General features: G+C 56.6%; 24 protein-coding genes and 1 riboswitch. Of the genes, 13 read left to right on the top strand and 11 right to left on the bottom strand.

Annotation, left to right across the window (positions count from 1 at the left end; genetic code table 11):
* Position 1: 1 nt before the first annotated feature.
* Together WFN75_RS16860 and WFN75_RS16855 are read right to left on the bottom strand one after the other, a co-directional pair.
* Positions 2–829: an urease accessory protein UreD gene (locus WFN75_RS16860; protein ID WP_336996536.1), complete on the bottom strand. Its 828-nt coding sequence runs from the start codon at positions 827–829 to the stop codon at positions 2–4.
* A gap of 144 nt (positions 830–973) precedes the next feature.
* Positions 974–1987 (bottom strand): alpha/beta hydrolase, encoded by a 1014-nt coding sequence (locus WFN75_RS16855; protein ID WP_233800556.1) that lies wholly within the window; start codon positions 1985–1987, stop codon positions 974–976.
* 150 nt (positions 1988–2137) lie between these two features.
* Between WFN75_RS16855 and WFN75_RS16850 the strand changes: the two genes are divergently transcribed.
* Positions 2138–2560 (top strand): MarR family winged helix-turn-helix transcriptional regulator, encoded by a 423-nt coding sequence (locus WFN75_RS16850; protein WP_046885838.1) that lies wholly within the window; start codon positions 2138–2140, stop codon positions 2558–2560.
* A gap of 43 nt (positions 2561–2603) precedes the next feature.
* Here the strand turns inward: WFN75_RS16850 and WFN75_RS16845 are convergent, their stop codons facing one another.
* Positions 2604–4070 (bottom strand): MFS transporter, encoded by a 1467-nt coding sequence (locus tag WFN75_RS16845; protein ID WP_336996535.1) that lies wholly within the window; start codon positions 4068–4070, stop codon positions 2604–2606.
* A 154-nt stretch (positions 4071–4224) separates the two neighbouring features.
* Entirely contained in the window at positions 4225–4839 is a 615-nt protein-coding gene (gene plsY, locus WFN75_RS16840) for a glycerol-3-phosphate 1-O-acyltransferase PlsY (RefSeq protein ID WP_040073975.1), read from the bottom strand.
* A gap of 107 nt (positions 4840–4946) precedes the next feature.
* On the opposite strand from plsY, the gene folB reads away from it, so the two are divergent.
* Entirely contained in the window at positions 4947–5315 is a 369-nt protein-coding gene (gene folB / locus WFN75_RS16835) for a bifunctional dihydroneopterin aldolase/7,8-dihydroneopterin epimerase (protein WP_040073976.1), read from the top strand.
* Between the two features lie 107 nt (positions 5316–5422).
* Entirely contained in the window at positions 5423–6244 is an 822-nt protein-coding gene (gene bacA, locus WFN75_RS16830; RefSeq protein WP_046885840.1) for an undecaprenyl-diphosphate phosphatase, read from the top strand.
* 13 nt (positions 6245–6257) lie between these two features.
* Here bacA and WFN75_RS16825 read toward each other — a convergent pair whose 3' ends face one another.
* Together WFN75_RS16825 and WFN75_RS16820 are read right to left on the bottom strand one after the other, a co-directional pair.
* Complete coding sequence (locus WFN75_RS16825; protein WP_046885841.1) at positions 6258–7499, bottom strand: multifunctional CCA addition/repair protein; 1242 nt, start codon at positions 7497–7499, stop codon at positions 6258–6260.
* A gap of 61 nt (positions 7500–7560) precedes the next feature.
* Positions 7561–8181, bottom strand: a complete 621-nt coding sequence (locus WFN75_RS16820; RefSeq protein WP_046885842.1) for a TIGR04211 family SH3 domain-containing protein — start codon at positions 8179–8181, stop codon at positions 7561–7563.
* Positions 8182–8419: 238 nt separating this feature from the next.
* Between WFN75_RS16820 and WFN75_RS16815 the strand changes: the two genes are divergently transcribed.
* From WFN75_RS16815 to hldE, 3 genes are read left to right on the top strand one after another with little or no spacing between them, the layout of a single operon-like run.
* Positions 8420–9721, top strand: coding sequence for a CYTH domain-containing protein (locus tag WFN75_RS16815; RefSeq protein ID WP_336996534.1), 1302 nt, complete (start codon positions 8420–8422; stop codon positions 9719–9721).
* An 18-nt stretch (positions 9722–9739) separates the two neighbouring features.
* Positions 9740–12598 (top strand): bifunctional [glutamate--ammonia ligase]-adenylyl-L-tyrosine phosphorylase/[glutamate--ammonia-ligase] adenylyltransferase, encoded by a 2859-nt coding sequence (glnE, locus tag WFN75_RS16810; RefSeq protein ID WP_154298864.1) that lies wholly within the window; start codon positions 9740–9742, stop codon positions 12596–12598.
* A 40-nt stretch (positions 12599–12638) separates the two neighbouring features.
* Entirely contained in the window at positions 12639–14069 is a 1431-nt protein-coding gene (gene hldE, locus WFN75_RS16805; RefSeq protein ID WP_046885845.1) for a bifunctional D-glycero-beta-D-manno-heptose-7-phosphate kinase/D-glycero-beta-D-manno-heptose 1-phosphate adenylyltransferase HldE, read from the top strand.
* A gap of 26 nt (positions 14070–14095) precedes the next feature.
* Here the strand turns inward: hldE and ubiK are convergent, their stop codons facing one another.
* The gene (ubiK, locus tag WFN75_RS16800; protein WP_040073983.1) at positions 14096–14392 is read right to left on the bottom strand and encodes a ubiquinone biosynthesis accessory factor UbiK; all 297 of its coding nucleotides are present in this window, start codon (positions 14390–14392) and stop codon (positions 14096–14098) included.
* Between the two features lie 121 nt (positions 14393–14513).
* A riboswitch (FMN riboswitch) is annotated at positions 14514–14664 on the top strand.
* A 104-nt stretch (positions 14665–14768) separates the two neighbouring features.
* On the opposite strand from ubiK, the gene ribB reads away from it, so the two are divergent.
* Positions 14769–15422 (top strand): 3,4-dihydroxy-2-butanone-4-phosphate synthase, encoded by a 654-nt coding sequence (gene ribB, locus WFN75_RS16795; protein ID WP_046885846.1) that lies wholly within the window; start codon positions 14769–14771, stop codon positions 15420–15422.
* A gap of 36 nt (positions 15423–15458) precedes the next feature.
* Here ribB and zupT read toward each other — a convergent pair whose 3' ends face one another.
* Positions 15459–16232, bottom strand: coding sequence for a zinc transporter ZupT (gene zupT / locus WFN75_RS16790; protein ID WP_046885847.1), 774 nt, complete (start codon positions 16230–16232; stop codon positions 15459–15461).
* A 196-nt stretch (positions 16233–16428) separates the two neighbouring features.
* Here zupT and ygiD point away from each other — a divergent pair, with 196 nt between their 5' ends.
* Positions 16429–17217 carry a 4,5-DOPA dioxygenase extradiol gene (gene ygiD / locus WFN75_RS16785; protein ID WP_046885848.1) on the top strand — a complete coding sequence of 263 codons (789 nt, stop codon included), beginning with the start codon at positions 16429–16431 and terminating at the stop codon, positions 17215–17217.
* A 34-nt stretch (positions 17218–17251) separates the two neighbouring features.
* On the opposite strand, the gene WFN75_RS16780 is transcribed toward ygiD, so the two are convergent.
* From WFN75_RS16780 to tolC, 3 genes are all read right to left on the bottom strand, one after another.
* Positions 17252–18412 (bottom strand): glutathionylspermidine synthase family protein, encoded by a 1161-nt coding sequence (locus WFN75_RS16780; protein ID WP_336996533.1) that lies wholly within the window; start codon positions 18410–18412, stop codon positions 17252–17254.
* Positions 18413–18414: 2 nt separating this feature from the next.
* Positions 18415–19086 carry a DUF1190 family protein gene (locus tag WFN75_RS16775; protein ID WP_040073988.1) on the bottom strand — a complete coding sequence of 224 codons (672 nt, stop codon included), beginning with the start codon at positions 19084–19086 and terminating at the stop codon, positions 18415–18417.
* A 238-nt stretch (positions 19087–19324) separates the two neighbouring features.
* Positions 19325–20764, bottom strand: coding sequence for an outer membrane channel protein TolC (gene tolC / locus WFN75_RS16770; RefSeq protein ID WP_040073989.1), 1440 nt, complete (start codon positions 20762–20764; stop codon positions 19325–19327).
* Positions 20765–20966: 202 nt separating this feature from the next.
* Here tolC and nudF point away from each other — a divergent pair, with 202 nt between their 5' ends.
* From nudF to parE, 5 genes are read left to right on the top strand one after another with little or no spacing between them, the layout of a single operon-like run.
* Entirely contained in the window at positions 20967–21596 is a 630-nt protein-coding gene (gene nudF / locus WFN75_RS16765; RefSeq protein WP_046885849.1) for an ADP-ribose diphosphatase, read from the top strand.
* Positions 21597–22019, top strand: coding sequence for a DUF1249 family protein (locus WFN75_RS16760; protein ID WP_040073991.1), 423 nt, complete (start codon positions 21597–21599; stop codon positions 22017–22019).
* Positions 22020–22047: 28 nt separating this feature from the next.
* Complete coding sequence (gene cpdA, locus WFN75_RS16755; protein ID WP_040073992.1) at positions 22048–22875, top strand: 3',5'-cyclic-AMP phosphodiesterase; 828 nt, start codon at positions 22048–22050, stop codon at positions 22873–22875.
* The gene (gene yqiA, locus WFN75_RS16750) at positions 22875–23456 is read left to right on the top strand and encodes an esterase YqiA (protein ID WP_040073993.1); all 582 of its coding nucleotides are present in this window, start codon (positions 22875–22877) and stop codon (positions 23454–23456) included. The genes cpdA and yqiA overlap by 1 nt, the downstream gene beginning before the upstream one ends.
* Positions 23457–23484: 28 nt before the next feature.
* Positions 23485–25377: a DNA topoisomerase IV subunit B gene (gene parE / locus WFN75_RS16745; RefSeq protein ID WP_040073994.1), complete on the top strand. Its 1893-nt coding sequence runs from the start codon at positions 23485–23487 to the stop codon at positions 25375–25377.
* The last annotated feature ends 40 nt before the right edge of the window (positions 25378–25417 follow it).

Below are 25417 nucleotides of genomic sequence, written 5' to 3'. Positions count from 1 at the left end.
CTCAGGTCTGCCAGATCCGGGGTGAATAGGGCGCTTTAGCGGTTAAGTGCGGGCGCAGATGCTGCCAGATATCGCGCATCACCCGCTGGCAAATCAGGTTATCGTGCGAGAGAAAACGCACCGACAGCAGACCATCCGTGAGGGTGGCGCCGGCAAAATGGTTCAGCTCTGCCAGCAGGCTTCGCGTTTCCTCCAGGTGGCTCTCATTTGCCGGATAGAAAAGCAGCGTGCCGAGCCACGGATGGCCCGCCACCGGCGAGAGGTCGCCGTCGGCCAGGTGCTGGCGTTCAATTAACAGCGGTTCGCCATCGCGCCACACTTCCAGTCGACTCTCGAGCGTGCCGTGGCTAAAGGTTTCATCAATGACCGGGCGGCCCAGGCAGTAAAGCTCCCACGCCAGCAGCGTGCTGGTGGCGTGCAGATGGAATACCGAGCGCAGCGCGGCGTTGGCGCCGGGGAAGAAAATCGTATCCTGGGGTAGCCACTCAAGCGTGGCGTTTTCGTCCAGCCAGAAGTGCTGAGCCAGCCGCGCCTGCGGCCCGCTGCTGCGGTAGAACTTACTGGCGCCCGGCATGGTGATCAGCGCATGGCTATTGGCGTCCAGTCGAATAGAAATATCCAGTTCATCGCCTCCGACAATCCCGCCAGGCGGGTGCAGCAGGTAGAGATGGCAGGGGTTGTCTTCCGGATAAAAGGGGCGCTGAACGGTAAGGGGACCGACGTGACGGGCAGAGTAGAGGAGGGTTTTTTCCGGCGTATGACGAAACGCTAAAGCCAGCGAGGCGCGCCAGCCTTTATACGTATTATCAGCCACCTGGGTTGCTAACATGGTTCGTCCATCTGCTCGTCGTCGGGTTCCAGGTCAGTATGCCCTGGCGCAAATGAACCCTGTCATATGAGTCGCTTATGGATAGCGGGGGGATGAAAAAGAAAAAGCACGGCCGGGGCCGTGCTCTCAAACGCGTGTTATGGCTTATTTCAGATGTTCATGCAGCGCTGCGCCCGCCTGCTGCAAGGCAACTTTCACCGTTGGCTCTTCGCTCAGCGGATTCAGCAGGCCATAGTCATGGATCATACCGTTGTAGCGGGTAACGGTGACCGGCACGCCTGCGGCATCGAGTTTACGGCCAAACGCTTCACCCTCGTCGCGCAGCACATCCAGCTCCGCGGTCTGAATCAGGGTTTGCGGGAAGCCTTTCAGCTGTTCAGTGCTGGCACGCAGCGGCGAAGCGAGAATCGAATTACGGTCAGCCGCGTTCGTGGTGTAGTTATCCCAGAACCATTTCATCATGTTTTTTGACAGGAAATAGCCGTTCTCAAACTGGTTATAAGAGGCGGTATCGAAGTTTGCATCGGTAACCGGCCACAGCATTACGTTATAGCGGATTTTCGGCCCTTTAAACTGTTTTGCCTGCAGCGCCACGGAGGCCACCATGTTGCCACCCACGCTATTACCGACCAGACCCAGACGGCTGCCATCCACACCAATTTCCTGACCGTGCTCTGCTACCCATTTTGTCGCTTCATAGGCCTGATTGATGGCCACCGGGAAGTGCGCCTCCGGTGACGGGGTGTAATCCACATAGACCGCAGCCGCACCGGATGCCCGCACCAGATCGCGGATCAAACGTTCGTGGGTTGGGTAATCACCCAGTACCCAGCCGCCGCCATGGAAGAACATAAACACCGGCAGCGTGCCGGTCGCACCTTCAGGCTTAACGATGGTCAGTTTGATCGCCTGCCCGTTGGCCTGGATGGTTTTCTGCGAAACCTGCGCCGGTGGCAGTTTTGCCCCCTGCTGGGCGCCAATCAGTACCTGGCGTGCTTCCTGCGGGGTCATTTGCTCCATCGGCTTACCGTTACCGCTATTCAGGACGTTCAGAAACGCCTGCACACCAGCAGTGGGGGCCGGAGTATTAACAGGCTGCGCGGAGGCCACAGCGGATGCGAAGACGGAAGAAACCAGGATTGCGGATAATGTTTTCATGGTGAAGCCTCTGTATGTGTCGTTAAGGTTGTTTGTCACTAATTAAGTAGTACGCTATTTAGTTTGTGCTGCAATACTTGCGCGCAAGATACTTTTAGTCAAACATTATTTATACTTTTTTTAGAAAGATTTGTGTGATGGGAGTTAAAAATGAAAGAAAACAAAACGTTAGATGGCTTGCTCTGTTTTTCGTTGTACTCGGTAACCAACGCCCTGATCCGCCAGTACCGGCCCTTACTCAATGAACTGGATCTCACCTATCCGCAGTTCGTGGTGCTGATGGCCCTCTTTGAGCAGGATAATATTCCGCTGCGTGACCTCAGTGAAAAGACGTTGTTTGATTCGGGTACCCTGACCCCGCTGGTACAAAAGCTTGAAGCGAAAGGCTTTTTGAAACGCGTTGCGGTGGTGGGAGATGAACGAATGAAAAACGTCGTGCTAACCGAAAAAGCGGATGCGCTGAAAGCGCAAATTATGGGCTTGCCGGACCAGATGCGCTGTAGCATGCGTATGAACGATGAGGAGTTGGCGACGTTGAGACAGCTCGCCAGAAATCTGCTGGAGGATTTATAGCCCGTGATGGCGGGGACGTTGCGCCCCCGCCAGTGCCTTACCCTTAGCGGTAATCTTCGGCGTCCACATCGTACCCGGAGGGCTCCCAGCGGATCGCCAGCAGCGACGCCAGACCAATAAATGGCGCCAGGGCAATCACCCAGAAGACGGCGGTATCCAGCGAGGCCACCAGCAGCGGGAACATAAACAGGGATAACGTCGAACTGCTGCGCATCAGAGTCTGATTGAGCCCAACACCTACGCCGCGCAGTGAGGTCGGATAGCTCAGCGAGGCAAAGGTCATGGTATGCGCGCCGGGGCCAAACCCCTGGCCGAACAGGAACAGCGCCAGCATCGCCACGGCTGTCACCCCTTCAGCGGCACCATCCGGTCGACCAATCAACGCCAGTCCGAGCAAGGCGGCAAGCTGGCAAGCGTAGCCCGCCAGCGACATCCGCCATGCGCCGAAGCGCGGCACATAACGTACCGCCAGCAGCCCGCCCACAAAGGCAAACAGCAGGTTGAGCGCCAGCGAGATCAGAATCGTTGTTAGCATCGACTGCACAAAGAAGCTGGAGATGATCACCGGCAGACCGAAGGCGACGGCGTTGTAGGCAAAAGAGGAGACCACGGAGAGCAGCGTCGCCAGGGTGGTACGCCGTAAATAGCGACCGCGGAACAGGTTCAGGTAGTTTGACCATTTGGCCTTGTTCACCACCGGGGCCGGCTGGTTAAGCACCTCCTGTGGCACATGGGCGTTAATGTTATACGACTGCCGCAGGATAGACGCGGCCTCTTTCAGCTTGCCCTGGTTCGCCGCCCAGACCGGGGATTCGCTCATATAGCGGCTACGAATCGCAATAATTATCAGCGCAGGCACCGCGCCAAAGCCGAGGATTAAGCGCCAGAGCCAGTCGCTATGGCTTTCGGGCAGTACGGCATAGAAGAAGAGCACCAGCAGATACGAAATACTGATTGCGGCGTACCAGGTAGGGCACCACATCGCCACGCTGGACGCTTTGTTGCCCGGACCTTTAAGCCTGGCGAACTCGCTGAGAAACGCCATCGCGACGGGGAGATCGATCCCCACCCCCAGGCCCATCACAAAGCGGGCCCCTGCCAGCACGTATTCATTGGGGGCGAGAGCGCAGGCGATGGCTGCGACCACAAAGAAGACCATGTCGGCCATAAAGACGCGGTAGCGCCCGATCTTATCAGTGAGATAACCCCCGAGGAGTGCCCCGACAATGGCGCCAAAGGTAATGGCCGATGCCACCATCCCGGTACCGGCCGGAGTGAGACTGAATTCGCGGGTGATATCTTTGATGCCAAACGCCAGCGCACCCAGATCGTACGCATCGAGGAAAATGCCACCCAGTGCGATGCCGACCACGATACGGGCGTTAGCTCTGCCTTGTGATCCCGCATTGACCAGACGTGAAACGTCTGCCGCGCTACGAACCCACCTGATGTCACCATCCGGGGCATGTCCTGCCGTTGAAAGCGGAGTTGTGTCTGAAATGTCTGCCATTTTTCTTTTTGTGTCGTTGTGGTGTGTCTCATAGAGTTACCACAGGCAGAAAGTGATAAATATCACATTTGGTTATAAGACATAACCTGAAGAGAGCGTGACCCGCCAGGCCCGTTTACGCAGCGCGTCGCCGGGCAAAAAGAGGAGAGAGAAATTACTCAGGCTCTCTCTTTTTTCGTTTGAATTTGGTCCAGATTTTAGTCTCCTGACGACGCCACAAGCGCTGAATATTATCGTGATGGCGCAGCAGGATAAGGCAGGAGAGCATCGAAACCGGGAAGGTAAACTGGGGTTTAAACCACCAGACGTAGAAGGGCGCAATCAGTGCGCTGACAATCGCACCCAGTGAAGAGTAACCGCTCAGCAATACGCTCAGCAGCCAGGTGCCCGCCATGACGCCGGTGAGATCCCAGCCGATAGGGGCAATCGCCCCGAAGGCGGTGGCCACGCCTTTGCCGCCTTTAAAACCGAAGAAGACAGGCCAGATATGGCCCAGACAGGCGGCAATAGCAATCAGTCCCAGCCAGAACGGCGTCACGCCCAATGCGTATGCGCCCCATACGGGCAACATGCCTTTCAGGACGTCGAAAATCAACACCGCTACGGCTGCTCCTTTGCCGCCAATTCGTAGTACATTGGTCGCCCCCGGATTTCCGGAGCCACTCTCACGTGGATCGGGAAGCCCGGCAAGACGGCAGACCAGAATGGCGCTGGAAATTGAGCCGCAAAGGTAGGCGAGGAGGATCATTCCAGGCGCGATTGCACTCATAACGCTGTTCCGTTTTGAAAATGTCGTTTTGTACTCAGCATCTGTGGATAATACGCATAATTCGCCGGGAGTGGTATCTGGTTAAGTCAAAAAGCAGGCAGGTCGTGATGGATATTGTATTTATAGAGCAACTTTCGGTAATCACCACTATTGGTGTTTACGACTGGGAACAGACCATCGAACAGAAGCTGGTGTTCGATATCGAAATGGGCTGGGATAACCGTGCCGCAGCGAAAAGCGATGACGTGAATGACTGCTTAAGTTATGCCGATATCAGCGAGGCGGTGGTAAACCATGTTGAAGGGCAACGTTTTGCGCTGGTCGAGCGCGTGGCGGAAGAGGTGGCGAGCCTGTTGTTAAGCCGCTTTAACTCCCCCTGGGTGCGCATCAAACTCAGCAAACCGGGCGCCGTGGCGCGTGCTGCCAACGTTGGCGTGGTGATCGAGCGTAGCCAAAATCTTAAAGGCGATAATTAACTTCATAATTACTAAACCATTTCCGGTTAAACCGGTCTTAAAGCTGTAGCTTTCGCGGCTGCCCGTAGGGTAGGCCGTTTTTACTATAATTTTTAGGGGTTTATTTGATGAGCGATATGCACTCGCTGTTGATAGCGGCAATACTGGGTGTGGTCGAAGGATTGACGGAGTTTTTGCCGGTTTCCAGTACCGGACACATGATTATCGTGGGTCACCTACTGGGCTTTGAGGGCGAAACGGCAAAAACCTTCGAAGTGGTTATTCAGTTGGGTTCCATTCTCGCCGTGGTGGTGATGTTCTGGCGCCGTCTGTTCGGCCTGATTGGCATTCACTTTGGCCGCCCACCGCAGCATGAAGGCGAGGGCAAAGGTCGTCTTACATTGATTCATATTCTGCTTGGTATGGCGCCCGCCGTAGTGCTGGGCCTGATTTTCCACGACACCATCAAATCGCTCTTCAACCCCATTAACGTGATGTACGCGCTGGTGGTGGGTGGCGTGCTGCTGATTGCGGCAGAACTGCTGAAGCCAAAAGAGCCGCGCGCGCCGGGTCTGGATGATATGACTTACCGTCAGGCGTTTATGATTGGCTGCTTCCAGTGTCTGGCATTGTGGCCGGGCTTCTCCCGCTCCGGGGCGACCATTTCCGGCGGTATGCTGATGGGCGTGAGCCGCTATGCGGCATCGGAGTTCTCGTTCCTGCTGGCGGTGCCGATGATGATGGGTGCCACCGCGCTGGATCTCTATAAGAGCTTCCACTTCCTGACGGTGGGCGACATCCCGATGTTTGCCGTCGGCTTCGTGACGGCGTTCCTCGTGGCGCTGGTGGCGATCAAAACCTTCCTCCAGCTCATCAAGCGCATCTCCTTTATTCCGTTCGCCATCTACCGCTTTATCGTCGCGGCAGCGGTGTACGTGGTCTTCTTCTGATGACCGGTTGCCCTCACTCTTTTGGCTGAGGGCAACGCTTTTCCTTCCATTCTGACACTGCCTGAATACGCCTTTTCGTTAACTCTTCGCGAATTTCTGCGCCCTTAAATCCTGCCTCCACGACCGCTTTGGTCGGCACCGCTTTCGCCACATCCCAGGCTTCACGGAGTAACCGGCCCTGTGGGTAGTCGTTGGCCTCAAACCCGGTGCGTCCACGTACGTCCGCTTCGCTGGTGAGGGCGATCTGCTCCACGCGTACGGGCTTGCGCCAGGCGTCGATGCTGTCGAAAAGCTTCACGATGGTGGCCGGTTTCAGGATCGGGAAGGTGTGGATCAGGTCATGGAATTCGGCGACCAGCTTCGCTAAATCGCGCAGTTCGTTCGGTACGCGCAGACGCTGGCAGAGCCCGGCGACCAGCTTCACGCCCGCCGGGCCATGACCGTGATGCCGTGGCCACAACGCTTTTGGCGTGAGTCCTTTTCCCAGGTCGTGACAGAGCGTGGCAAAGCGCACATCCACCGTCGGGCTCAGCATCGCCGCCATGCTCAGGGTCATCAGGGTATGGATGCCGGTATCGATTTCCGGGTGCCACTTCGCTGGTGCAGGCACCCCAAAGAGGGCGTCAATTTCCGGGAAGAGCACCTTCAGGGCGCCGCAATCGCGCAGCACCTGGAAAAAGACCTGCGGGTTGCGGGTAGAGAGCGCATTTTCCGTCTCTTTCCAGACGCGCTCCGCCGTCAAATGTTCCAGCTCGCCTGCGGCGGTCATGGCCGTCATTAAGGCCATGGTCTCGTCGGCAATGCGGAAGCTGAGGTGGGCGTAGCGTGCGGCAAAGCGCGCGACGCGCAGAACGCGCAGCGGGTCTTCTGAAAACGCAGGGGAGACATGGCGCAGCAGGCGGTTTTTCAAATCCTCCTGGCCGCCGTAAACATCCACGATGGTGCCGTCGTCATTACGCGCGAGGGCATTGATAGTGAGATCGCGGCGAAGCAGATCTTGCTCCAGGGTGACGTCCGGTGCGGCATAGCAGGTAAACCCGGTATAGCCGGAGCCAGATTTTCGCTCCGTACGCGCCAGGGCATACTCTTCGTGAGAGTGGGGATGAAGGAATACGGGAAAATCGCGGCCTACCTGCTGGTAGCCCGCGTCAAGCATCTGCTGGGGGGTGGCGCCCACCACCACCCAGTCTTTATCTTTGACCGGCAGACCTAACAACGCATCGCGAACCGCACCACCGACCAGATAAATCTTCACGCCTTACACTCCCGCATCCATTTTTCACAAAATAATACGTTAGTGTGGCAGAGAAGACGATTTAGTTCATCCAGCGATCTTTACGCTTACGGCTCGGTATCAGGTGAGGCAGCACCAGACCCAAAAGCAGGCCTACGCCCAGCACGCCGCCGCCATACATAAACCACTGCATGATGATGGTGCGCTGTTTGTCGTCAAGCTGCAGGTTCGCGGCGTTGACCTTCTTCTGCGCGACGATCAGCTCGTTCTTGAGCTTCTGGTTCTCTTCTTTCAGGCCGTTAATCACGCTATCGCTCTGCGAGACCTTCTGCTGCATCTCGGCGGTGCGCTGGTTCCAGGTGGTGTCGATATTATTTAGCTTATCGGTCAGGGTCTTAACCTGATTTTCCAGATCCGGTACACGGGTACGCAGGCTGGGGTTAGTGCTAAGCTCTTTCAACGGGATCCACGCCGTACGGCCGCTGCTGTCGCGCACCTGGCCGTAGTTGGTATCCGCATTGGTCTGTAACAGAGAGACTTCCTCGCCGGCATTGACGGTGCCCACGAGACGATAATGGTCGCCCGGGCCGCTGCGTACCCAGGTGTTGAGTTCATCAGAAACGTAGCGTTTCTCTTCCGCGTGCACCGCAGTGGCGGCGCTGAAAGCGAGGAAAGTGAGTCCAATCAGGCGTAATTTAAGCATCATTAGTCGTTATTTACATAAAAAGTGGAACGATAGTAGAGGTTACGATGCTTCCACGCAAAAGATTCGTCAGCATTCAGAATCATCTGTGTACCGTAACGCACTGCGTCTAACCTTTACGCCCGTCAAATTGCTCATTGCGTGGCAATCTGGCGCAAAATACTATCTACTGACAAAAAAGTGATGAGTAAGTTCGCTGTAATTTACCCCGCTGTGACGCAACCAGAAGATCGAGGCCATGGCTCAGGAAATCGAATTAAAATTTATCGTCGAAAATGACAGCGTTGATGCGCTGCGTACCCGCCTTCACCAGTTGACCGCTGAACATCATCAGCCGGTGGAGTTACTTAACATCTATTACGAAACGCCGGATAACTGGCTGCGCCGCCACGATATGGGCCTGCGCATCCGTGGTGCCAGCGGGCGCTATGAGATGACGATGAAAATCGCCGGTCGCGTGGTGGGCGGTTTGCATCAACGTCCTGAATACAACATCGACATTGAAAAGCCTGAACTGGCGCTGGATCGCTTCCCGGCTGAGGTCTGGCCGGAAGGGGGATTACCCGCCACGCTTGCCGCCGAGGTGAGCCCCCTGTTCAGCACCAATTTCATGCGCGAGAAGTGGCTTGTGAATGAAGGCAACAGCCGCATTGAGATTGCCCTCGACCTCGGGGAAGTGAAGGCCGGTGAACTGCAGGAACCCCTTTGCGAGCTGGAGCTGGAGCTGCTGGAAGGCGATGCCGAAGATGTGCTGAAACTGGCGCGCAAGCTGGTAAGCCAGCCGGGTCTGCGTCAGGGAAGCCTGAGCAAAGCCGCGCGCGGTTATCACCTGGCGGCAGGTAATGCCCCACGCACCCGCAAACCGACGCCAATTTTGAAGGTTCCGGCCAAATCCTCCGTGGAGAAGGGCTTTGAAGCGGCACTGGAACTGGCCCTCAGCCAGTGGCAGTACCATGAAGAGCTGTGGGAACGCGGCGTGAAAGACGCCAAAGCAGACGTGCTGGCGGCAATAAGCCTGGTGCGCCATACCCTGGCGCTTTTTGGCGGTATCGTTCCGCGTAAAGCCAGTGCTCGTTTACGCGATCTGCTTACCCAGACCGAGACCCTGATGGCAACCGAGGTCTCTGCCCAGACGGCCGCGTACAGCGCGCAAAACGCCACGGCTAAACTGGCGTTGACCGAGTTTCTGGTGACCCATGGCTGGCGCAATTTCCTGGATGCCAAAGCGCAGGCCAAAATTGACGACTCATTTAAACGCTTTGCTGATATTCACCTTTCCCGTCACGCGGCGGAACTGAAAGCGGCGTTCGCCCAGCCGCTTGGCGACCAGTATGGCGATCAGCTGATCCGACTGGCGCGTGATATCGACAGCATATTGCTGCTGGCTGGCGCCTATGATGGCCCCGTCGCCCATGCCTGGCTGGAGAACTGGCAGGGGTTGCAGCATGCCATTAAGACCCGTCAGCGTATTGAGATTGAACATTTCCGTAATGAGTCCATTTCGCAGGAGCCATTCTGGCTGCACAGCGGAAAACGTTAACGCAGGCAAGGAACCCCAATCATGCCGCTTTCCTCCCAGTTACAGCAGCAGTGGCAGACGGTGTGTGAACGTCTGCCGGCGTCGTTACCCGCCTCCTCCCTGAGCGAGCAGGCGCAGCAGGTGCTGACCTTTAGCGATTTTGTGCAGGAGAGTATTTCTGCGCATCCCGACTGGCTGGTGGAACTTGAAACCTCGCCACCCCAGGCGGAAGAGTGGCGGGAGTATGCCGCCTGGCTGCACGCTGCGCTGGCAGAGGTGACCGACGAGGCTGCGCTGATGCGCGTGCTGCGTCAGTTCCGCCGTCAGGTGATGGTGCGCATCGCCTGGGCGCAGGCGCTGTCACTGGTGAGCGAAGAGAGCACGTTACAGCAGCTGAGTGCCCTGGCGGAGACCTTAATCGTCGCCGCCCGCGACTGGCTGTACGAGGCGTGCTGCAAAGAGTGGGGAACCCCCTGTAATGACGAAGGCATCCCGCAGCCCTTGATGATTCTGGGGATGGGGAAGCTGGGCGGCGGCGAGCTGAACTTCTCTTCGGATATTGATCTGATCTTTGCCTGGCCGGAGAAAGGGGCGACCCGTGGAGGGCGCCGCGAGCTGGATAATGCTCAATTTTTCACGCGTCTGGGTCAGCGGCTTATCAAAGCGCTGGATCAGCCGACTCAGGACGGCTTTGTCTATCGGGTGGATATGCGTTTGCGCCCCTTTGGCGACAGCGGCCCGCTGGTGCTGAGCTATGCCGCGCTGGAAGATTATTACCAGGAGCAGGGGCGCGACTGGGAACGCTACGCGATGGTAAAAGCGCGGATCATGGGCGATAACGACGATGTCTACGCCGGTGAGTTACGCGCCATGCTGCGCCCGTTTGTCTTCCGTCGTTATATCGACTTCAGCGTAATTCAGTCGCTGCGAAATATGAAAGGGATGATTGCCCGGGAAGTGCGGCGTCGTGGACTGCGGGATAACATCAAGCTCGGCGCGGGCGGTATCCGGGAAATCGAATTTATTGTTCAGGTCTTCCAGTTGATTCGCGGTGGGCGCGAGCCGTCGCTGCAATCCCGCTCTCTGCTGCCCACCCTGGCGGCGATTGCGCAGTTGAATCTGCTGCCGGAAGGGGATGCGCAGACGCTGCGTGAGGCCTACCTCTTTTTGCGTCGGCTTGAGAATCTGCTGCAAAGTATCAACGACGAGCAGACGCAGACTCTGCCGGGCGACGATCTCAATCGCGCACGCCTCGCCTGGGGCATGCGGATGGACGACTGGCAAAGCCTTACCGACCAGCTCGATCGGCACATGGCCGCGGTGCGGCATATCTTTAATGAACTGATTGGCGATGACGAAAGCGAATCACAAGAGGATGAACTCTCTGAGCACTGGCGCGAGCTGTGGCAGGATGCGCTGGAAGAGGACGACACCACCCCGGTACTGGCGCACCTGAGCGATGAAGATCGTCACCGGGTCGTGGCGCTGATTGCCGATTTCCGCCTGGAGATGAACAGGCGCGCCATCGGCCCCCGCGGGCGCCAGGTGCTGGATCATCTTATGCCGCATCTGCTGAGTGAAGTCTGCCCCCGCGCGGATGCCCCGATCCCCCTTTCGCGTTTGACGCCGCTGCTAACGGGCATTATCACCCGTACCACTTATCTGGAGCTGCTGAGCGAATTCCCCGGCGCGCTTAAGCACCTGATCACCCTCTGTGCCGCCTCGCCCATGGTGGCCAATAAGCTGGCGCGTTATCCGTTGTTGCTGGATGAGCTGCTTGATCCCAATACCCTTTATCAGCCGACGGCGACGGATGCCTATCGCGACGAGCTGCGCCAATATCTGCTGCGCGTACCGGAAGAGGACGAAGAGCAGCAGCTTGAGGCGCTGCGCCAGTTCAAGCAGGCGCAGATGTTGCGCGTCTCGGCTGCCGATATCGCTGAAACGCTGCCGGTCATGAAAGTGAGTGACCATTTAACCTGGCTGGCGGAAGCGATTATTGATGCGGTGGTACAGCAGGCATGGGTGCAAATGGTGGCGCGCTACGGGCAGCCGAAGCACCTGGCCGATCGGGAAGGCCGCGGTTTTGCGGTAGTGGGGTACGGCAAGCTGGGCGGCTGGGAGCTGGGATACAGCTCCGATCTGGATCTGATCTTCCTGCACGACTGCCCGGTGGACGTGATGACCGACGGCGAGCGGGAAATCGACGGGCGGCAGTTCTATTTGCGGCTGGCTCAGCGCATCATGCACCTCTTTAGCACCCGCACCTCATCAGGGATCCTCTATGAGGTGGATGCGCGACTGCGTCCCTCTGGTGCGGCGGGCATGTTGGTCACCTCGACCGAATCCTTTGCCGACTATCAGCAAAACGAAGCCTGGACGTGGGAGCATCAGGCGCTGGTGCGCGCCCGGGTGGTGTATGGCGATCCGCAGTTAACCGCGCAATTCGACACCATTCGTCGGGATGTGCTTACCACCCCGCGCGAGGGCGAGACCCTACAAACTGAAGTGCGTGAAATGCGCGACAAGATGCGTTCGCATCTTGGCAATAAGCACCGGGATCGCTTCGATATCAAGGCCGATGAGGGCGGGATCACCGATATTGAGTTTATTACGCAATATCTGGTACTGCGTCACGCGCACCTGAAACCGAAGCTGACCCGCTGGTCGGATAACGTGCGCATTCTGGAACTGCTGGCGCAAAACGACATCATGGATGAAGCGGAGTCGCTGGCGTTAACCCGGGCTTACACCACGCTACGTGATGAGTTGCACCATCTGGCATTGCAAGAGCAGCCTGGCCATGTGGCGCCAGAGTGCTTCGCGGCAGAGCGAGAGCTTGTGCGGGCCAGCTGGCAGAAGTGGCTGGTGGAACCGTGCGTAACAAAACAAGTGTGATATTATCGCGCGCAAATTGTGAATCTTTCTGGAGTCAGGAATGAAAGTAACACTGCCAAAGTTTGAACGGGCTGGCGTGATGGTTGTGGGCGATGTGATGCTGGATCGCTACTGGTACGGACCCACCAGCCGCATCTCCCCGGAAGCGCCGGTACCGGTGGTAAAAGTTGATACCATTGAGGAGCGTCCTGGCGGCGCGGCAAACGTGGCGATGAACATTGCCTCCCTCGGCGCGCATTCGCGTCTGGTGGGGCTGACAGGTATTGATGATGCGGCGCGTGCCCTGAGCAAAACGCTGGCCGACGTGAACGTCAAATGTGATTTCGTTTCTGTGCCTACCCATCCCACTATTACCAAGCTGCGCGTGCTATCGCGTAACCAGCAGTTGATCCGTCTCGACTTTGAAGAGGGGTTTGAGGGAGTAGATCCGCAACCGCTGCACGAGCGCATCAACCAGGCGCTGGGCAACATTGGCGCGCTGGTGCTCTCTGACTACGCCAAAGGGGCGCTGGCGAGCGTACAGCAGATGATTCAGCTGGCGCGTAAAGCCAATGTGCCTGTGCTGATCGACCCGAAAGGGACAGACTTCGAACGCTATCGTGGTGCCACGCTGCTGACGCCTAACCTCTCTGAGTTTGAGGCGGTGGCGGGCAAGTGCAAAAACGAAGCTGAGCTGGTAGAGCGCGGCATGAAGATCATCGCCGATTTCGAACTTTCTGCGCTGCTGGTGACCCGTTCCGAACAGGGGATGAGCCTGCTGCAGCCCGGCAAAGCGCCGCTGCATATGCCAACGCAGGCCCAGGAAGTCTATGACGTGACCGGTGCGGGCGATACGGTGATTGGCGTGCTGGCGGCGACGCTTGCGGCGGGGAATACCCTGGAAGAGGCGTGTTACTTTGCCAACGCCGCGGCAGGCGTGGTGGTGGGCAAACTGGGCACCTCTACCGTCTCGCCGGTTGAGCTGGAAAACGCCGTGCGTGGCCGCGCAGAGACGGGCTTCGGCGTAATGACCGAAGACGAGCTTAAAGACGCCGTTGCCGCAGCCCGTAAGCGGGGCGAAAAGGTGGTGATGACCAATGGCGTGTTCGACATTCTGCATGCCGGCCACGTCTCCTATCTCGCCAACGCGCGCAAGCTGGGCGATCGCCTGATTGTGGCGGTCAACAGCGATGCCTCGACAAAACGCCTGAAGGGCGAGACCCGTCCGGTCAATCCGCTGGAACAGCGCATGATTGTACTGGGTGCGCTGGAGGCGGTGGACTGGGTGGTGTCGTTTGAAGAGGACACGCCGCAGCGCCTGATTGCCGGTATCCTGCCCGATCTGCTGGTAAAAGGCGGTGATTATAAGCCAGAGCAGATCGCCGGTAGCGAAGAGGTATGGGCTAACGGCGGTGAAGTGATGGTGCTGAACTTTGAAGATGGCTGTTCAACGACGAACATCATCAAAAAGATACAGAAAGATAGTGAATAAAAAAACGGGCCTGATGGCCCGTTTTTTTATACCTGATCGTCGACCGGTGGAATAGCCGGGGCCGGTTTCACTTCCGCAGGGGTGTTGCGGTTTTCCAGCTCTGTCAGACGTTGCTCAAGCAGGGCGATTTTTTCGCGGGTACGCAACAGCACCTGAGTCTGGACGTCAAACTCTTCGCGGCTCACCAGATCCAGACGCATCAGCTGCGATTGCAGGATCTGACGGATCTTCTTCTCTACATCGTCACCAAAATCACGAATGCCTTTCGGCATGGATTCATGGACCTGACGGGCAATCTGTTCAATTTTTTTCGGGTCAATCATTGTCGTTTCCCTTGATGAAAAGGTGTTAATGACCATTGTAGCGCGTAACGCGGATCCATAAACCAGATTTGTATGAAGCTAATGCGTTGCCGAACATAATCATTAGCGTTATAGTTATCTCGCTTATTCTCAGGGCGGGGCGAAATTCCCCACCGGCGGTAAATCAACCTTACGTTGAAAGCCCGCGAGCGCTTCAGGTGTGAGCCTGAAGGTCAGCAGATCCGGTGTAATTCCGGGGCCGACGGTTAAAGTCCGGATGGGAGAGAGTAACGATCAAGTCGGGCGAGGCCCGCTCACGTTATTTTTTTGCCGCTTTGCGGCGCTCCTAAGACTGCCCTGATTCTGGTAACCATAATTTTAATGAGGTTTATTTACCATGAATCAGACGCTACTTTCCTCTTTTGGTACCCCTGTCGAACGTATCGAACAGGCTCTTACCGCCCTTCGTGAAGGTCGCGGTGTGATGGTGCTTGACGATGAAGATCGTGAAAACGAAGGTGATATGATTTTCGCCGCCGAAACCATGACCGTTGAGCAGATGGCGCTGACCATTCGCCACGGCAGTGGGATCGTCTGCCTGTGTCTTAACGAAGAGCGCCGTAAGCAGCTGGATCTGCCAATGATGGTAGAAAACAACACCAGCGCCTTCGGCACCGGCTTTACGGTAACCATCGAAGCAGCCCACGGCGTGACAACGGGCGTGTCTGCTGCCGACCGTATTACGACCGTTCGTGCCGCCATTGCCGACGGCGCAAAACCTTCCGATCTGAACCGTCCGGGCCACGTCTTCCCGCTGCGCGCGCAGCCGGGCGGCGTTCTGACCCGCGGTGGTCACACAGAAGCAACCATCGATCTGGTGACTCTGGCAGGCTTCAAGCCAGCCGGCGTGCTCTGTGAACTGACCAACGACGACGGCAGCATGGCGCGCGCGCCAGAGTGCATCGACTTTGCCGTGAAGCACAACATGGCCGTTGTCACCATCGAAGATCTGGTGGCCTATCGTCAGGCGCATGAGCGCAAAGCCAGCTAATTGAATGAAAAACGCCGGGTTAACCCGGCGTTTTTTTTATCCTATCCCTGCGGTTTGTAGCAGGACCAGACTTAGCCCCATCACCGACATGCCGCAGAGCACGCCATAGCTCGGGTTATTGTTAGGATCGATCTCTTTTGCCAGCGGCATGAGCTCATCCACGGACAACGCCACCATAATTCCCGCGACCGCAGCCATGATGGCCGCCATCACCACCGGTGAAATCAGGCTTCCCAGAATCAGCCATGCCAGCACGCCGCCAAGAATCTCTGCCATACCGGAGATCCCGGCCCAGAATACCGCTTTACGTTTAGAGCCCGTGGCGGCATAGACCGGCCCGGCCACCGCCAGACCTTCAGGAATATTGTGCAATGCCACGGCCAGCGCGATACCAAAGCCCAGCTCAAGGTTATTGCTGGCGGTAACGTAGGTGGCGACCCCTTCCGGGAAGTTATGCAGGCTGATGCCCAGCGTCAGCAGCACGGCGGTACGTTTGATATTGCCCGGCAGCGGTTTCGCCCCCTTTTGCATCAGATCCTGCGGATGCGCATGGGGCAGCATCCGGTCCAGCGCAAAGTAACCCAGCAGGCCGAAGACAAACATGCCATAGCCCAGCACCGGCGACATGCCCTCGGTGCCCAGCGCGGCGGGCAGCATCTCCATGAGTGATATCAGCAGCATAATACCCGCGGCAAAGCCGAGGGAGAAGGCCAGCACGCGGTTAGACGGTTTCTGGCCCAGCACGCCGAGAATCGCACCAATAAACGTGGCGGCGCCTGCAAGTATGGTCAGAAGCAAGGGTACTGACATGTCTCTCTCCTTTTGATAACGATTCTCATTAATATTAAGGGCTAAAAGCGGGCAAAGCGAGAGGGCCGCTACGCCTTTACCATTCCCTTACATTCAAATTTCCTGAAGATCATCATCATGCTTATCCGGGTTCATCTTAGCGCGATAGCGCGTAATGTGATGCTATTAAATCGACATCTTATGTAAGGATATCACCATGACTGCTTCTCGTATGCCAGCGCTGTTTTTGGGGCACGGTAGCCCGATGAACGTGCTGGAGGATAACGTCTATACCCGCGCATGGCGTCATCTGGGCGAGACCTTACCGCGTCCGAAGGCTATCGTGGTGGTGTCCGCCCACTGGTTCACCCGCGGTACTGGCGTGACCGCGATGGAAGCGCCGAAAACGATCCACGATTTTGGCGGTTTTCCGCAGGCATTGTATGACACGCACTACCCGGCGCCGGGTTCGCCCGAGCTGGCGCAGGCGCTGGTTGAAAGGCTGGCGCCCGTCCCGGTGGCGCTGGATAAAGAGGCCTGGGGCTTTGACCATGGCTCCTGGGGCGTGCTTATTAAGATGTATCCGGATGCAGATATCCCCATGGTGCAGCTTAGCATCGACAGCACCAAACCGGCGGCCTGGCATCTGGAGATGGGGCGCAAGCTGGCAACATTGCGTGACGAGGGCATTATGCTGGTGGCCAGCGGTAATGTGGTGCACAACCTGCGTACCGCGCGCTGGCATGGCGAAAATACGCCCTATCCCTGGGCGACATCGTTCAACGATTTTGTAAAAGCGAATCTTCACTGGCAGGGGCCCGCCGGAGAGCATCCGCTGGCGAATTACCTGGAACACGAAGGCGGCTCGCTGTCGAATCCCACGGCTGAACATTTCTTGCCTCTGCTGTATGTGCTGGGGGCCTGGGATGGCGAAGAGCCGATAACGATCCCGGTCGACGGAATTGAGATGGGAAGCCTGAGCATGTTGTCGGTACAGGTGGGTTAAAACATGCCCGGTAGCGCAGGCCACCGGGCAAGGTTTACTCTACAAAGATGTGCGGATAGAAGCGTGACAGATCCTGGGTAATCAGCGCCCGGTCTTCACGAACACCAATCCCGGCTGGCTCATCGTTGATAAGCCAGCTGCCAATCAGGACATAGCTGTCGCCAAACTTTGGCAGTTGATAAAACTGCTGGACGATCATTCCCTCTTCACCGTACGGACCTTCAACGGCTTCCAGCGTTTTACCGTTTTCGATAATCGATACGTTGGCACCTTCGCGGGAGAAGATTGGTTTCACGACATACTTATCCATTGGCGGATAGTCATCTTCGGCGAAATAAGCAGGCAGCAGGTTAGGGTGATCCGGGAACATCTCCCACAGCATCGGCAACAGCGCTTTGTTCGAGATGATGCTCTTCCATGCTGGCTCCAGCCAGCGCACGCCGGCATCTTCCAGCTTGGTGGAAAACATCTCGCGCAGCATGAACTCCCACGGATAGAGCTTGAACAGATTGCTGATGACCTGGTCCTGCAGGTCAGTAAACTGACCTTTCTCACCCAGACCAATGTCTTCCATATACAGAAATTCGGTGGCGACCTCTGCTTCTGCAGCGCAGTCCTGCAGATACTGCACGGTACCCCGATCTTCTACCGTATCGCGGCAGCAGGCCAGATGCAGCAGGTTGAAACCGTGCTGCTCACGCAGCTCGGCAAAGCGCGCAATCAGCTTTTCCTGCAGGCTGTTGAACTGATCGCTACCTTCCGGCAGCTTGCCCGCCTGGAGCTGATCTTCCAGCCAAATCCACTGGAAGAATGCCGCTTCGTACAAGGAAGTCGGCGTATCGGCGTTATTCTCAAGCAGCTTAGGTTCGCCAACGCCATCCCACGCCAGATCGAGGCGGGAATAGAGCGACGGTTGATGCGTTTCCCAGGACTGGCGAACGAAACCCCAGGTGTGTTTAGGAATGCGGAATTTGGTCATTAGCGCATCGCTGGCAATGACCTTATCGACGACTTTCAAACACATCTGATGCAGTTCGGCAGTCACCTCTTCCAGCTTTTCAACCTGCTCAAGAGTGAGCTTGTAATAGGCCTCTTCACACCAGTACGGCTCGCCGTACATGGTGTGGAAGTTAAAACCATATTCAGTGGCTTTTTCGCGCCAGTCCGGGCGCTCGACAATACTGACTCGTTCCATTATCAGCCGCCCATGGAGCGGGTTGAGGTGCCCGTGGCACTACGCTGCATGGAGGTCTGTTTCGCAACAGATTCCCCAAAGCCGCCGCGGGTCACGGTGCTGGTGGTCGCCGGTTTTGGCGCCATCGCGGTTTTCGGTACCGTCATAGTACGGCCCGGCTGCGCGGCGCCGTATCCCTTACCGCTGGCGTCGGTATATTTGCCGTAGGCAGGGCTGTTCGGGTTTTTAGAGCTAAACAGCGGCTGCTGCTGGTAGCCTGCGCCACCGCTCATCAGGCGGCCCATCATATAGCCCGCCATCAGCGGCATCCAGAAACTGCCGCTGGATTGCGCCTGCGCCTGGTTTTCTGGCGCGGTGCCAGCCTGTGCCGGCGTTGGTGCCTGCTGACACTGACCTTCACCGAATTCGGCTACGCAGTCTTCACGGCTGGCGTATTTCGGCGCAGTACGTTCAGCCTCTTTCAGGGCACTGTTGTAAGCGGTGGTACATTCCGCTTTGTTGCCGGTGGCGGTCGCACAGTCATCAGCGTTCTGATAGAGCGAAACCGTTTCGTCGTTTTGTTCACAGCCCGCCAGCATAAAGACGGCCGTCACGGCCAGTGCGACAGGAGTAAGATGGCGTGCGCCCCAATTTTTGCGGAACGACGCGTGATTGATGGATTTTGTCCGTTTCATTTTTGTCTTCCAGGACCCAGTGGTATTACGTGGTATATAACGCTCAGAATAGAGGATGAGTGGTCGAAAATGAAGCGTAGTGCGGGAATCGAGGGGATCTTTACGTTGGCTTACGTTTATACCGGACAGAGTTCAAACTGCCTGTGCCTCGGCTGTCTGCAATTCGAAGGGGTCGGGTTGTATTTATCGGTTGGTGTGAAAACAGACCCGGCCTGAAAAATCAGGCCGGGTTAGCGCATCAGTTGCGCAGCATTCCGGTAGAGGCCGGGCGTGCGGCTGGAGCGGCACTGTTGGCGGCATAACCATCAGCGGACGCATCCTGACCTGGATTTTCCGGCGCCACGGATTCTGGCGTGGTAGAGATAGGTTTACCCAGGGAGCTGTTCAGAATCTGCAGGTCCTGTTCATTCAGGGTTCCCAGGGCAGATTTGATGTTCAGCTGGTTAATCAGGTAGTTATAACGCGCATTAGACAGCTGCTGCTTGGCGTTATAGAGCGTGGTGGTCGCATCCAGCACATCAACAATGGTACGGGTACCCACTGAGTAACCGGCTTCCATCGCATCCAGAGAGCTCTGGGCAGAGACAACGGCCTGTTTATAGGCGTTGATGCTGCTGATGGAGGCGTTCACGTTGTTAAAGGAGGAACGTACAGTCTGCACAACGCTGCGGTGTGCGCTTTCAAGCTGCTCGCTCGCGCCAACAAAGTTGTACTGCGCCTGTTTAACCTGCGAGTTCACCATTCCGCCCTGATACAGCGGCAGGGAGAAGCTCAGGCCAACTTTGTTCTGACCTACGTCAGCGTTATTATTGATGGAGTTGGAGCCGCTGTAACGTGAGTTAGAGATGCTGGAGGAGGCATTCAGATCCAGGGTTGGCAAGTGGCCATCCTGCGCCTGACGAATCTGTTCACGGGCCAGGTCCTGGCTCAGACGTGCCTGCAGCAGGCTCAGGTTACGGTTTTCAGCTTCTTTCAGCAGGGCATTCACCGCCTGCGGCTTATCGGTTTTGAAGCTGTCGACGTTCAGCGAAGCCAGTTGCGGGTAGTAATTACCGGTGACCTGACGCAGCTCTTCAACGGCGTTATCAAGGTCGTTACGCGCGGTCACTTCGTTCGCCAGCACGCTGTCGTACTGTGAACGGGCGTTCTGTACGTCGGTGATCGCCACGAGGCCAACGTTAAAACGCTGGGTGGTCTGATCCAGTTGACGGTAGATAGCCTGTTTCTGGGCTTCGATATAAGAGAGGGTATCGATAGCGCTCAGCACCTTGAAGTAAGCCGTCGCGGTGTTGAGAATCAGGGTTTGTTGATCGGTCTGGAAAGTGACATCCTGAATACCGGCAGATTTTTCCTGCAGGGTCAGAGCACGCCATTTAGACATATCAAACAGAGTCTGGGTTAACTGCAGGGAACCGCTGGTCACGTTTGAGTCCTGACCGTTAGCATCGCGATAGCCGTTAGTGTAGGAATAGTCAGCCCCTAAACCGAGTTGTGGCAGAAGTGGGCTGCGTGCTTCATTAATCTTCTCAAAGGCAGCATCACGGTCGGCAGCGGATTTACGCAGTTCCGGGTTGCTCAGTCGTGCCTGCTTATAAACCTGTAACAGGTCCTCTGCCTGACTCATCGCGCTGAAACCCGTCAGGCTCAGGCCGATGAGAATGGGGAGCAATTTCTTCATTTGCTTTCCTTGTTGTGAAGCTTTGTTAGCGCTGATCTAATTAAAAATAATTTACCGATTCTAGCAGACTTCGCCAGTACAAAAGGTTGGCGTTCCGTGCCATCCGGCAGTAACTCGCAGCAATTTACCATACTGTCTGAGAAACCGCATTTTAGAAGATTTGAAAATCGAAATAACATCACCACTTTTACAGGACACTCTCATGCCTATACCGGAAAAGATGCCAGTGACTTTCAGCAAAAATGATGTAGAAATTATTGCACGAGAAACGCTCTATCGCGGATTTTTTTCGCTCGATCTTTACCGTTTTCGCCACCGCTTGTTTAACGGCGAAATGAGTGGCGAAGTGAAACGCGAAATTTTTGAGCGCGGGCACGCCGCAGTATTGCTACCCTTTGACCCAGTGCGCGACGAAGTGGTACTGGTAGAGCAGATTCGTATTGCCGCATTTGATACCAGCGAAAGCCCGTGGTTACTGGAGATGGTGGCCGGAATGATTGAAGAGGGCGAAACAGCGGAAGATGTCGCCCGTCGCGAAGCCATGGAAGAGGCCGGGCTGGTAGTAGGCCGCACCAAACCGGTGTTGAACTATCTCGCGAGCCCGGGTGGCACCAGCGAGCGTTTATCTGTTTTGGTAGGCGAAGTGGACGCCACGACCGCGCAGGGTATACATGGTCTGGCTGATGAAAACGAAGACATTCGTGTTCATGTGGTGAGCCGGGAGCAGGCTTACCTTTGGGTAGAAGAGGGGAAAATCGACAACGCAGCTTCTGTCATCGCTTTGCAATGGCTCCAGCTGCACTATCAAGACTTACGAAATGAGTGGAAATGAATGAAGCGTTATACACCTGACTTCCCTGAAATGATGCGTTTGTGCGAGACCAACTTCGCGCAACTCCGACGCCTGCTGCCGCGAAACGACGCGGCTGGCGAGACAGTGAGCTATCAGGTGAGCAACGCGCAGTATCGGTTAACGATTGTGGAATCTACCCGCTACACTACGCTGGTCGAAATTGAGCAGACGGCCCCATCCGTCAGCTACTGGAGCTTACCGTCGATGACGGTGCGCCTTTACCACGATGCGATGGTCGCGGAAGTGTGTTCAAGTCAGCAGATCTTCCGCTTCAAAGCGCGGTATGATTACCCAAATAAAAAGTTGCATCAACGTGACGAAAAGCATCAAATTAATCAGTTTCTGGCCGACTGGCTACGATACTGTTTAGCACATGGAGCGATGGCGATTCCGGTTTGTTAGCGTCGTGAAACCTACCTAAGGACACCATTTGGAAAGCCTGTTAAACCTGACTGTTGCTGGTGGGGCGCCAGTCAGGGTACTACAAATTACTGATACTCACCTGTTTGCCGAAAAGCATGAAACCCTGTTGGGGGTGAATACCTGGGAGAGCTATCAGGCTGTCCTGGATGCGATTCATGCTGAAAAGCGCGAATACGATCTGATTGTCGCCACGGGTGATCTGGCGCAGGATCAAACCGCTGCGGCCTACCAGCGCTTCGCTGAGGGTATCGCGAGCTTCAGCGTGCCCTGCGTCTGGTTGCCTGGCAACCACGATTTCCAGCCTGCAATGTACAGCGCGCTTCAGGATGCAGGCATCTCGCCTGCCAAGCGCGTCTTCGTTGGCGACCACTGGCAAATTTTGCTGCTCGATAGCCAGGTGTTCGGCGTACCGCACGGCGAGCTGAGTGAATTCCAGCTCGAGTGGCTGGAAGATAAGCTCAACGCTGAGCCCGAGCGCCATACCCTGCTGTTATTGCACCATCATCCGTTACCTGCGGGATGTAGCTGGCTTGATCAGCACAGTCTGCGCAACTCTGCCGCATTGGATCAGGTGCTGGTGAAATTCCCCCGCGTAAAAAATTTGCTCTGCGGTCATATCCACCAGGAGCAGGATCTCGACTGGAACGGTCGTCGCCTGCTGGCTACGCCATCCACCTGCGTGCAGTTCAAACCCCACTGTGCCAACTTTACGCTTGATACCATTGCGCCGGGCTGGCGCTGGCTGGAACTGCATGCTGATGGCAGCTTAACGACGGAAGTTTGCCGCCTGCAAGGAACCGCGTTCCGTCCGGATACGGCTTCAGAAGGATACTGATGTCAGCACTTCTTTATCTCCACGGTTTCAACAGTTCGCCGCGCTCTGCGAAGGCAACACAGTTTCGCCAGTGGCTAAATGTTCATCATCCACAGGTTGAGATAATCGTGCCGCAGCTGCCGCCATACCCGGCCGATGCCGCAGAACTGCTGGAATCTATCGTGCTGGCGCACGGCGGTGAACCGCTGGGCGTCGTGGGCTCTTCTCTGGGCGGATACTACGCCACCTGGCTGTCGCAATGCTTCATGTTGCCTGCGGTGGTGGTGAATCCGGCAGTTCGGCCATTCGAGCTGTTACGGGACTTTCTCGGGCAAAACGAGAACCCCTACACCGGGCAGCAATATGTGCTAGAGTCACGCCATATTTACGATCTCAAAGTTATGCAGGTAGACCCGCTTGAAGCGCCGGATCTTATCTGGCTGCTGCAACAAACGGGCGATGAAGTGCTGGATTACCGCCAGGCAGTGGCGTATTACGCCTCTTGCCGCCAGACTGTAGAAGAGGGCGGAAATCATGCTTTCACGGGCTTTGAGAATCATTTCACCCAGATTGTCGATTTTCTTGGACTGCACAGCCACTGACAATCAATGCGAATTGCTAGTTTAAATCATGACGCAAACCTATAACGCTGATGCCATTGAGGTACTCACCGGGCTAGAGCCGGTTCGCCGCCGCCCGGGGATGTACACCGATACGACGCGCCCAAACCATCTGGGCCAGGAAGTTATTGATAACAGTGTGGACGAAGCGCTGGCAGGCCATGCCAAACGCGTCGACGTCATCCTGCACGCCGATCAGTCGCTGGAGGTCATCGACGACGGGCGCGGTATGCCGGTGGATATTCACCCGGAAGAGGGCGTACCTGCCGTTGAGCTGATTCTCTGTCGTCTGCATGCGGGCGGTAAGTTCTCTAACAAGAACTATCAGTTCTCGGGCGGTCTGCACGGCGTGGGGATCTCCGTCGTTAACGCCCTGTCAAAGCGTGTGGAAGTGAACGTCCGTCGCGACGGCCAGATCTATAACATCGCGTTTGAGAACGGTGAAAAGGTGCAGGATCTGCAGGTTGTCGGCACGTGCGGCAAACGCAACACCGGCACCAGCGTCCACTTCTGGCCTGACGAGAGCTTCTTCGACAGCCCACGTTTTTCCGTTTCCCGTCTGACGCACCTGCTGAAAGCGAAAGCGGTGCTCTGCCCGGGCGTAGAGATCACCTTTAAAGATCACGTTAATAACACCGAGCAGAGCTGGTGCTATGCCGATGGTCTGAACGACTATCTGTGCGAAGCGGTAAACGGCCTGCCCACCCTGCCGGAAAAACCCTTCGTCGGTAATTTTGCCGGCGACACCGAGGCGGTGGATTGGGCATTGCTGTGGCTGCCGGAAGGCGGCGAGCTGCTGACCGAAAGCTACGTCAACCTGATCCCGACCATGCTTGGCGGCACCCACGTCAACGGCCTGCGTCAGGGCCTGCTGGATGCGATGCGCGAATTCTGCGAATACCGCAATATTCTGCCGCGCGGCGTAAAGCTGTCGGCGGAAGATATCTGGGATCGCTGTGCCTACGTGCTCTCCGTGAAGATGCAGGATCCACAGTTTGCCGGACAGACCAAAGAGCGTCTCTCTTCACGCCAGTGCGCGGCCTTTGTCTCCGGGGTGGTCAAAGATGCCTTTACCCTGTGGCTGAACCAGAACGTGCAGGCGGCAGAAATGTTGGCCGAAATGGCCATCTCCAGCGCCCAGCGTCGTCTGCGTGCGGCGAAGAAAGTGGTGCGTAAAAAGCTCACCAGCGGCCCCGCGCTGCCGGGCAAGCTGGCGGACTGCACCGCGCAGGATCTCAACCGCACCGAGCTGTTCCTGGTAGAAGGGGACTCGGCGGGCGGATCGGCCAAGCAGGCCCGCGATCGTGAATATCAGGCGATCATGCCCCTGAAGGGTAAGATCCTCAACACCTGGGAGGTCTCTTCAGACGAAGTGCTGGCCTCGCAGGAAGTGCACGATATCTCTGTCGCGATCGGGATCGATCCGGACAGCGAGGATCTGAGCCAGCTGCGCTACGGCAAGATCTGTATCCTTGCGGATGCGGACTCCGACGGTCTGCACATCGCCACGCTGCTCTGCGCGCTGTTCGTGAAGCACTTCCGTACGCTGGTGAAAAACGGCCACGTTCACGTGGCGCTGCCGCCGCTCTACCGTATCGACCTCGGCAAAGAGGTTTACTACGCGCTGACGGAAGAAGAGAAAGCGGGCGTGCTGGAGCAATTGAAGCGTAAGAAGGGCAAACCCAACGTGCAGCGCTTTAAAGGGCTGGGCGAGATGAACCCGATGCAGCTGCGTGAAACGACCCTGGATCCCAACACGCGTCGTCTGGTACAGCTGACCATCAGCGATGAAGACGAACAGCAAACCAACGCCGTGATGGATATGCTGCTGGCCAAGAAACGTTCGGAAGACCGACGTAACTGGCTGCAGGAGAAAGGCGACATGGCCGATATCGAAGCCTGATAAACAAGCCCTGCGATGCAGGGCTTTTTTGTGCCTGAAG

The sequence above is a fragment of the Leclercia sp. UBA7405 genome (genome assembly GCF_037152215.1).
In the GTDB taxonomy this organism is placed as follows: Bacteria; Pseudomonadota; Gammaproteobacteria; order Enterobacterales; family Enterobacteriaceae; genus Enterobacter; species Enterobacter pneumoniae.
Note: the sequence above shows the minus strand (reverse complement) of the source record. Positions and strands in the feature narration are given on the sequence as shown.

Bases quoted from the DNA above. Each gene is read 5' to 3' on its own strand.
- ubiK (WP_040073983.1), bottom strand. From the start codon at position 14,392: ATGATTGACCCGAAAAAAATTGAACAGATTGCCCGTCAGGTCCATGAA.
- WFN75_RS16820 (WP_046885842.1), bottom strand. From the start codon at position 8,181: ATGCTTAAATTACGCCTGATTGGACTCACTTTCCTCGCTTTCAGCGCC.
- WFN75_RS16780 (WP_336996533.1), bottom strand. From the start codon at position 18,412: ATGGAACGAGTCAGTATTGTCGAGCGCCCGGACTGGCGCGAAAAAGCC.
- WFN75_RS16850 (WP_046885838.1), top strand. From the start codon at position 2,138: ATGAAAGAAAACAAAACGTTAGATGGCTTGCTCTGTTTTTCGTTGTAC.
- hldE (WP_046885845.1), top strand. From the start codon at position 12,639: ATGAAAGTAACACTGCCAAAGTTTGAACGGGCTGGCGTGATGGTTGTG.
- parE (WP_040073994.1), top strand. From the start codon at position 23,485: ATGACGCAAACCTATAACGCTGATGCCATTGAGGTACTCACCGGGCTA.
- WFN75_RS16855 (WP_233800556.1), bottom strand. From the start codon at position 1,987: ATGAAAACATTATCCGCAATCCTGGTTTCTTCCGTCTTCGCATCCGCT.
- tolC (WP_040073989.1), bottom strand. From the start codon at position 20,764: ATGAAGAAATTGCTCCCCATTCTCATCGGCCTGAGCCTGACGGGTTTC.
- WFN75_RS16775 (WP_040073988.1), bottom strand. From the start codon at position 19,086: ATGAAACGGACAAAATCCATCAATCACGCGTCGTTCCGCAAAAATTGG.
- ribB (WP_046885846.1), top strand. From the start codon at position 14,769: ATGAATCAGACGCTACTTTCCTCTTTTGGTACCCCTGTCGAACGTATC.
- nudF (WP_046885849.1), top strand. From the start codon at position 20,967: ATGCCTATACCGGAAAAGATGCCAGTGACTTTCAGCAAAAATGATGTA.
- yqiA (WP_040073993.1), top strand. From the start codon at position 22,875: ATGTCAGCACTTCTTTATCTCCACGGTTTCAACAGTTCGCCGCGCTCT.
- zupT (WP_046885847.1), bottom strand. From the start codon at position 16,232: ATGTCAGTACCCTTGCTTCTGACCATACTTGCAGGCGCCGCCACGTTT.
- plsY (WP_040073975.1), bottom strand. From the start codon at position 4,839: ATGAGTGCAATCGCGCCTGGAATGATCCTCCTCGCCTACCTTTGCGGC.
- WFN75_RS16845 (WP_336996535.1), bottom strand. From the start codon at position 4,070: ATGGCAGACATTTCAGACACAACTCCGCTTTCAACGGCAGGACATGCC.
- WFN75_RS16760 (WP_040073991.1), top strand. From the start codon at position 21,597: ATGAAGCGTTATACACCTGACTTCCCTGAAATGATGCGTTTGTGCGAG.
- WFN75_RS16860 (WP_336996536.1), bottom strand. From the start codon at position 829: ATGTTAGCAACCCAGGTGGCTGATAATACGTATAAAGGCTGGCGCGCC.
- WFN75_RS16815 (WP_336996534.1), top strand. From the start codon at position 8,420: ATGGCTCAGGAAATCGAATTAAAATTTATCGTCGAAAATGACAGCGTT.
- folB (WP_040073976.1), top strand. From the start codon at position 4,947: ATGGATATTGTATTTATAGAGCAACTTTCGGTAATCACCACTATTGGT.
- ygiD (WP_046885848.1), top strand. From the start codon at position 16,429: ATGACTGCTTCTCGTATGCCAGCGCTGTTTTTGGGGCACGGTAGCCCG.
- bacA (WP_046885840.1), top strand. From the start codon at position 5,423: ATGAGCGATATGCACTCGCTGTTGATAGCGGCAATACTGGGTGTGGTC.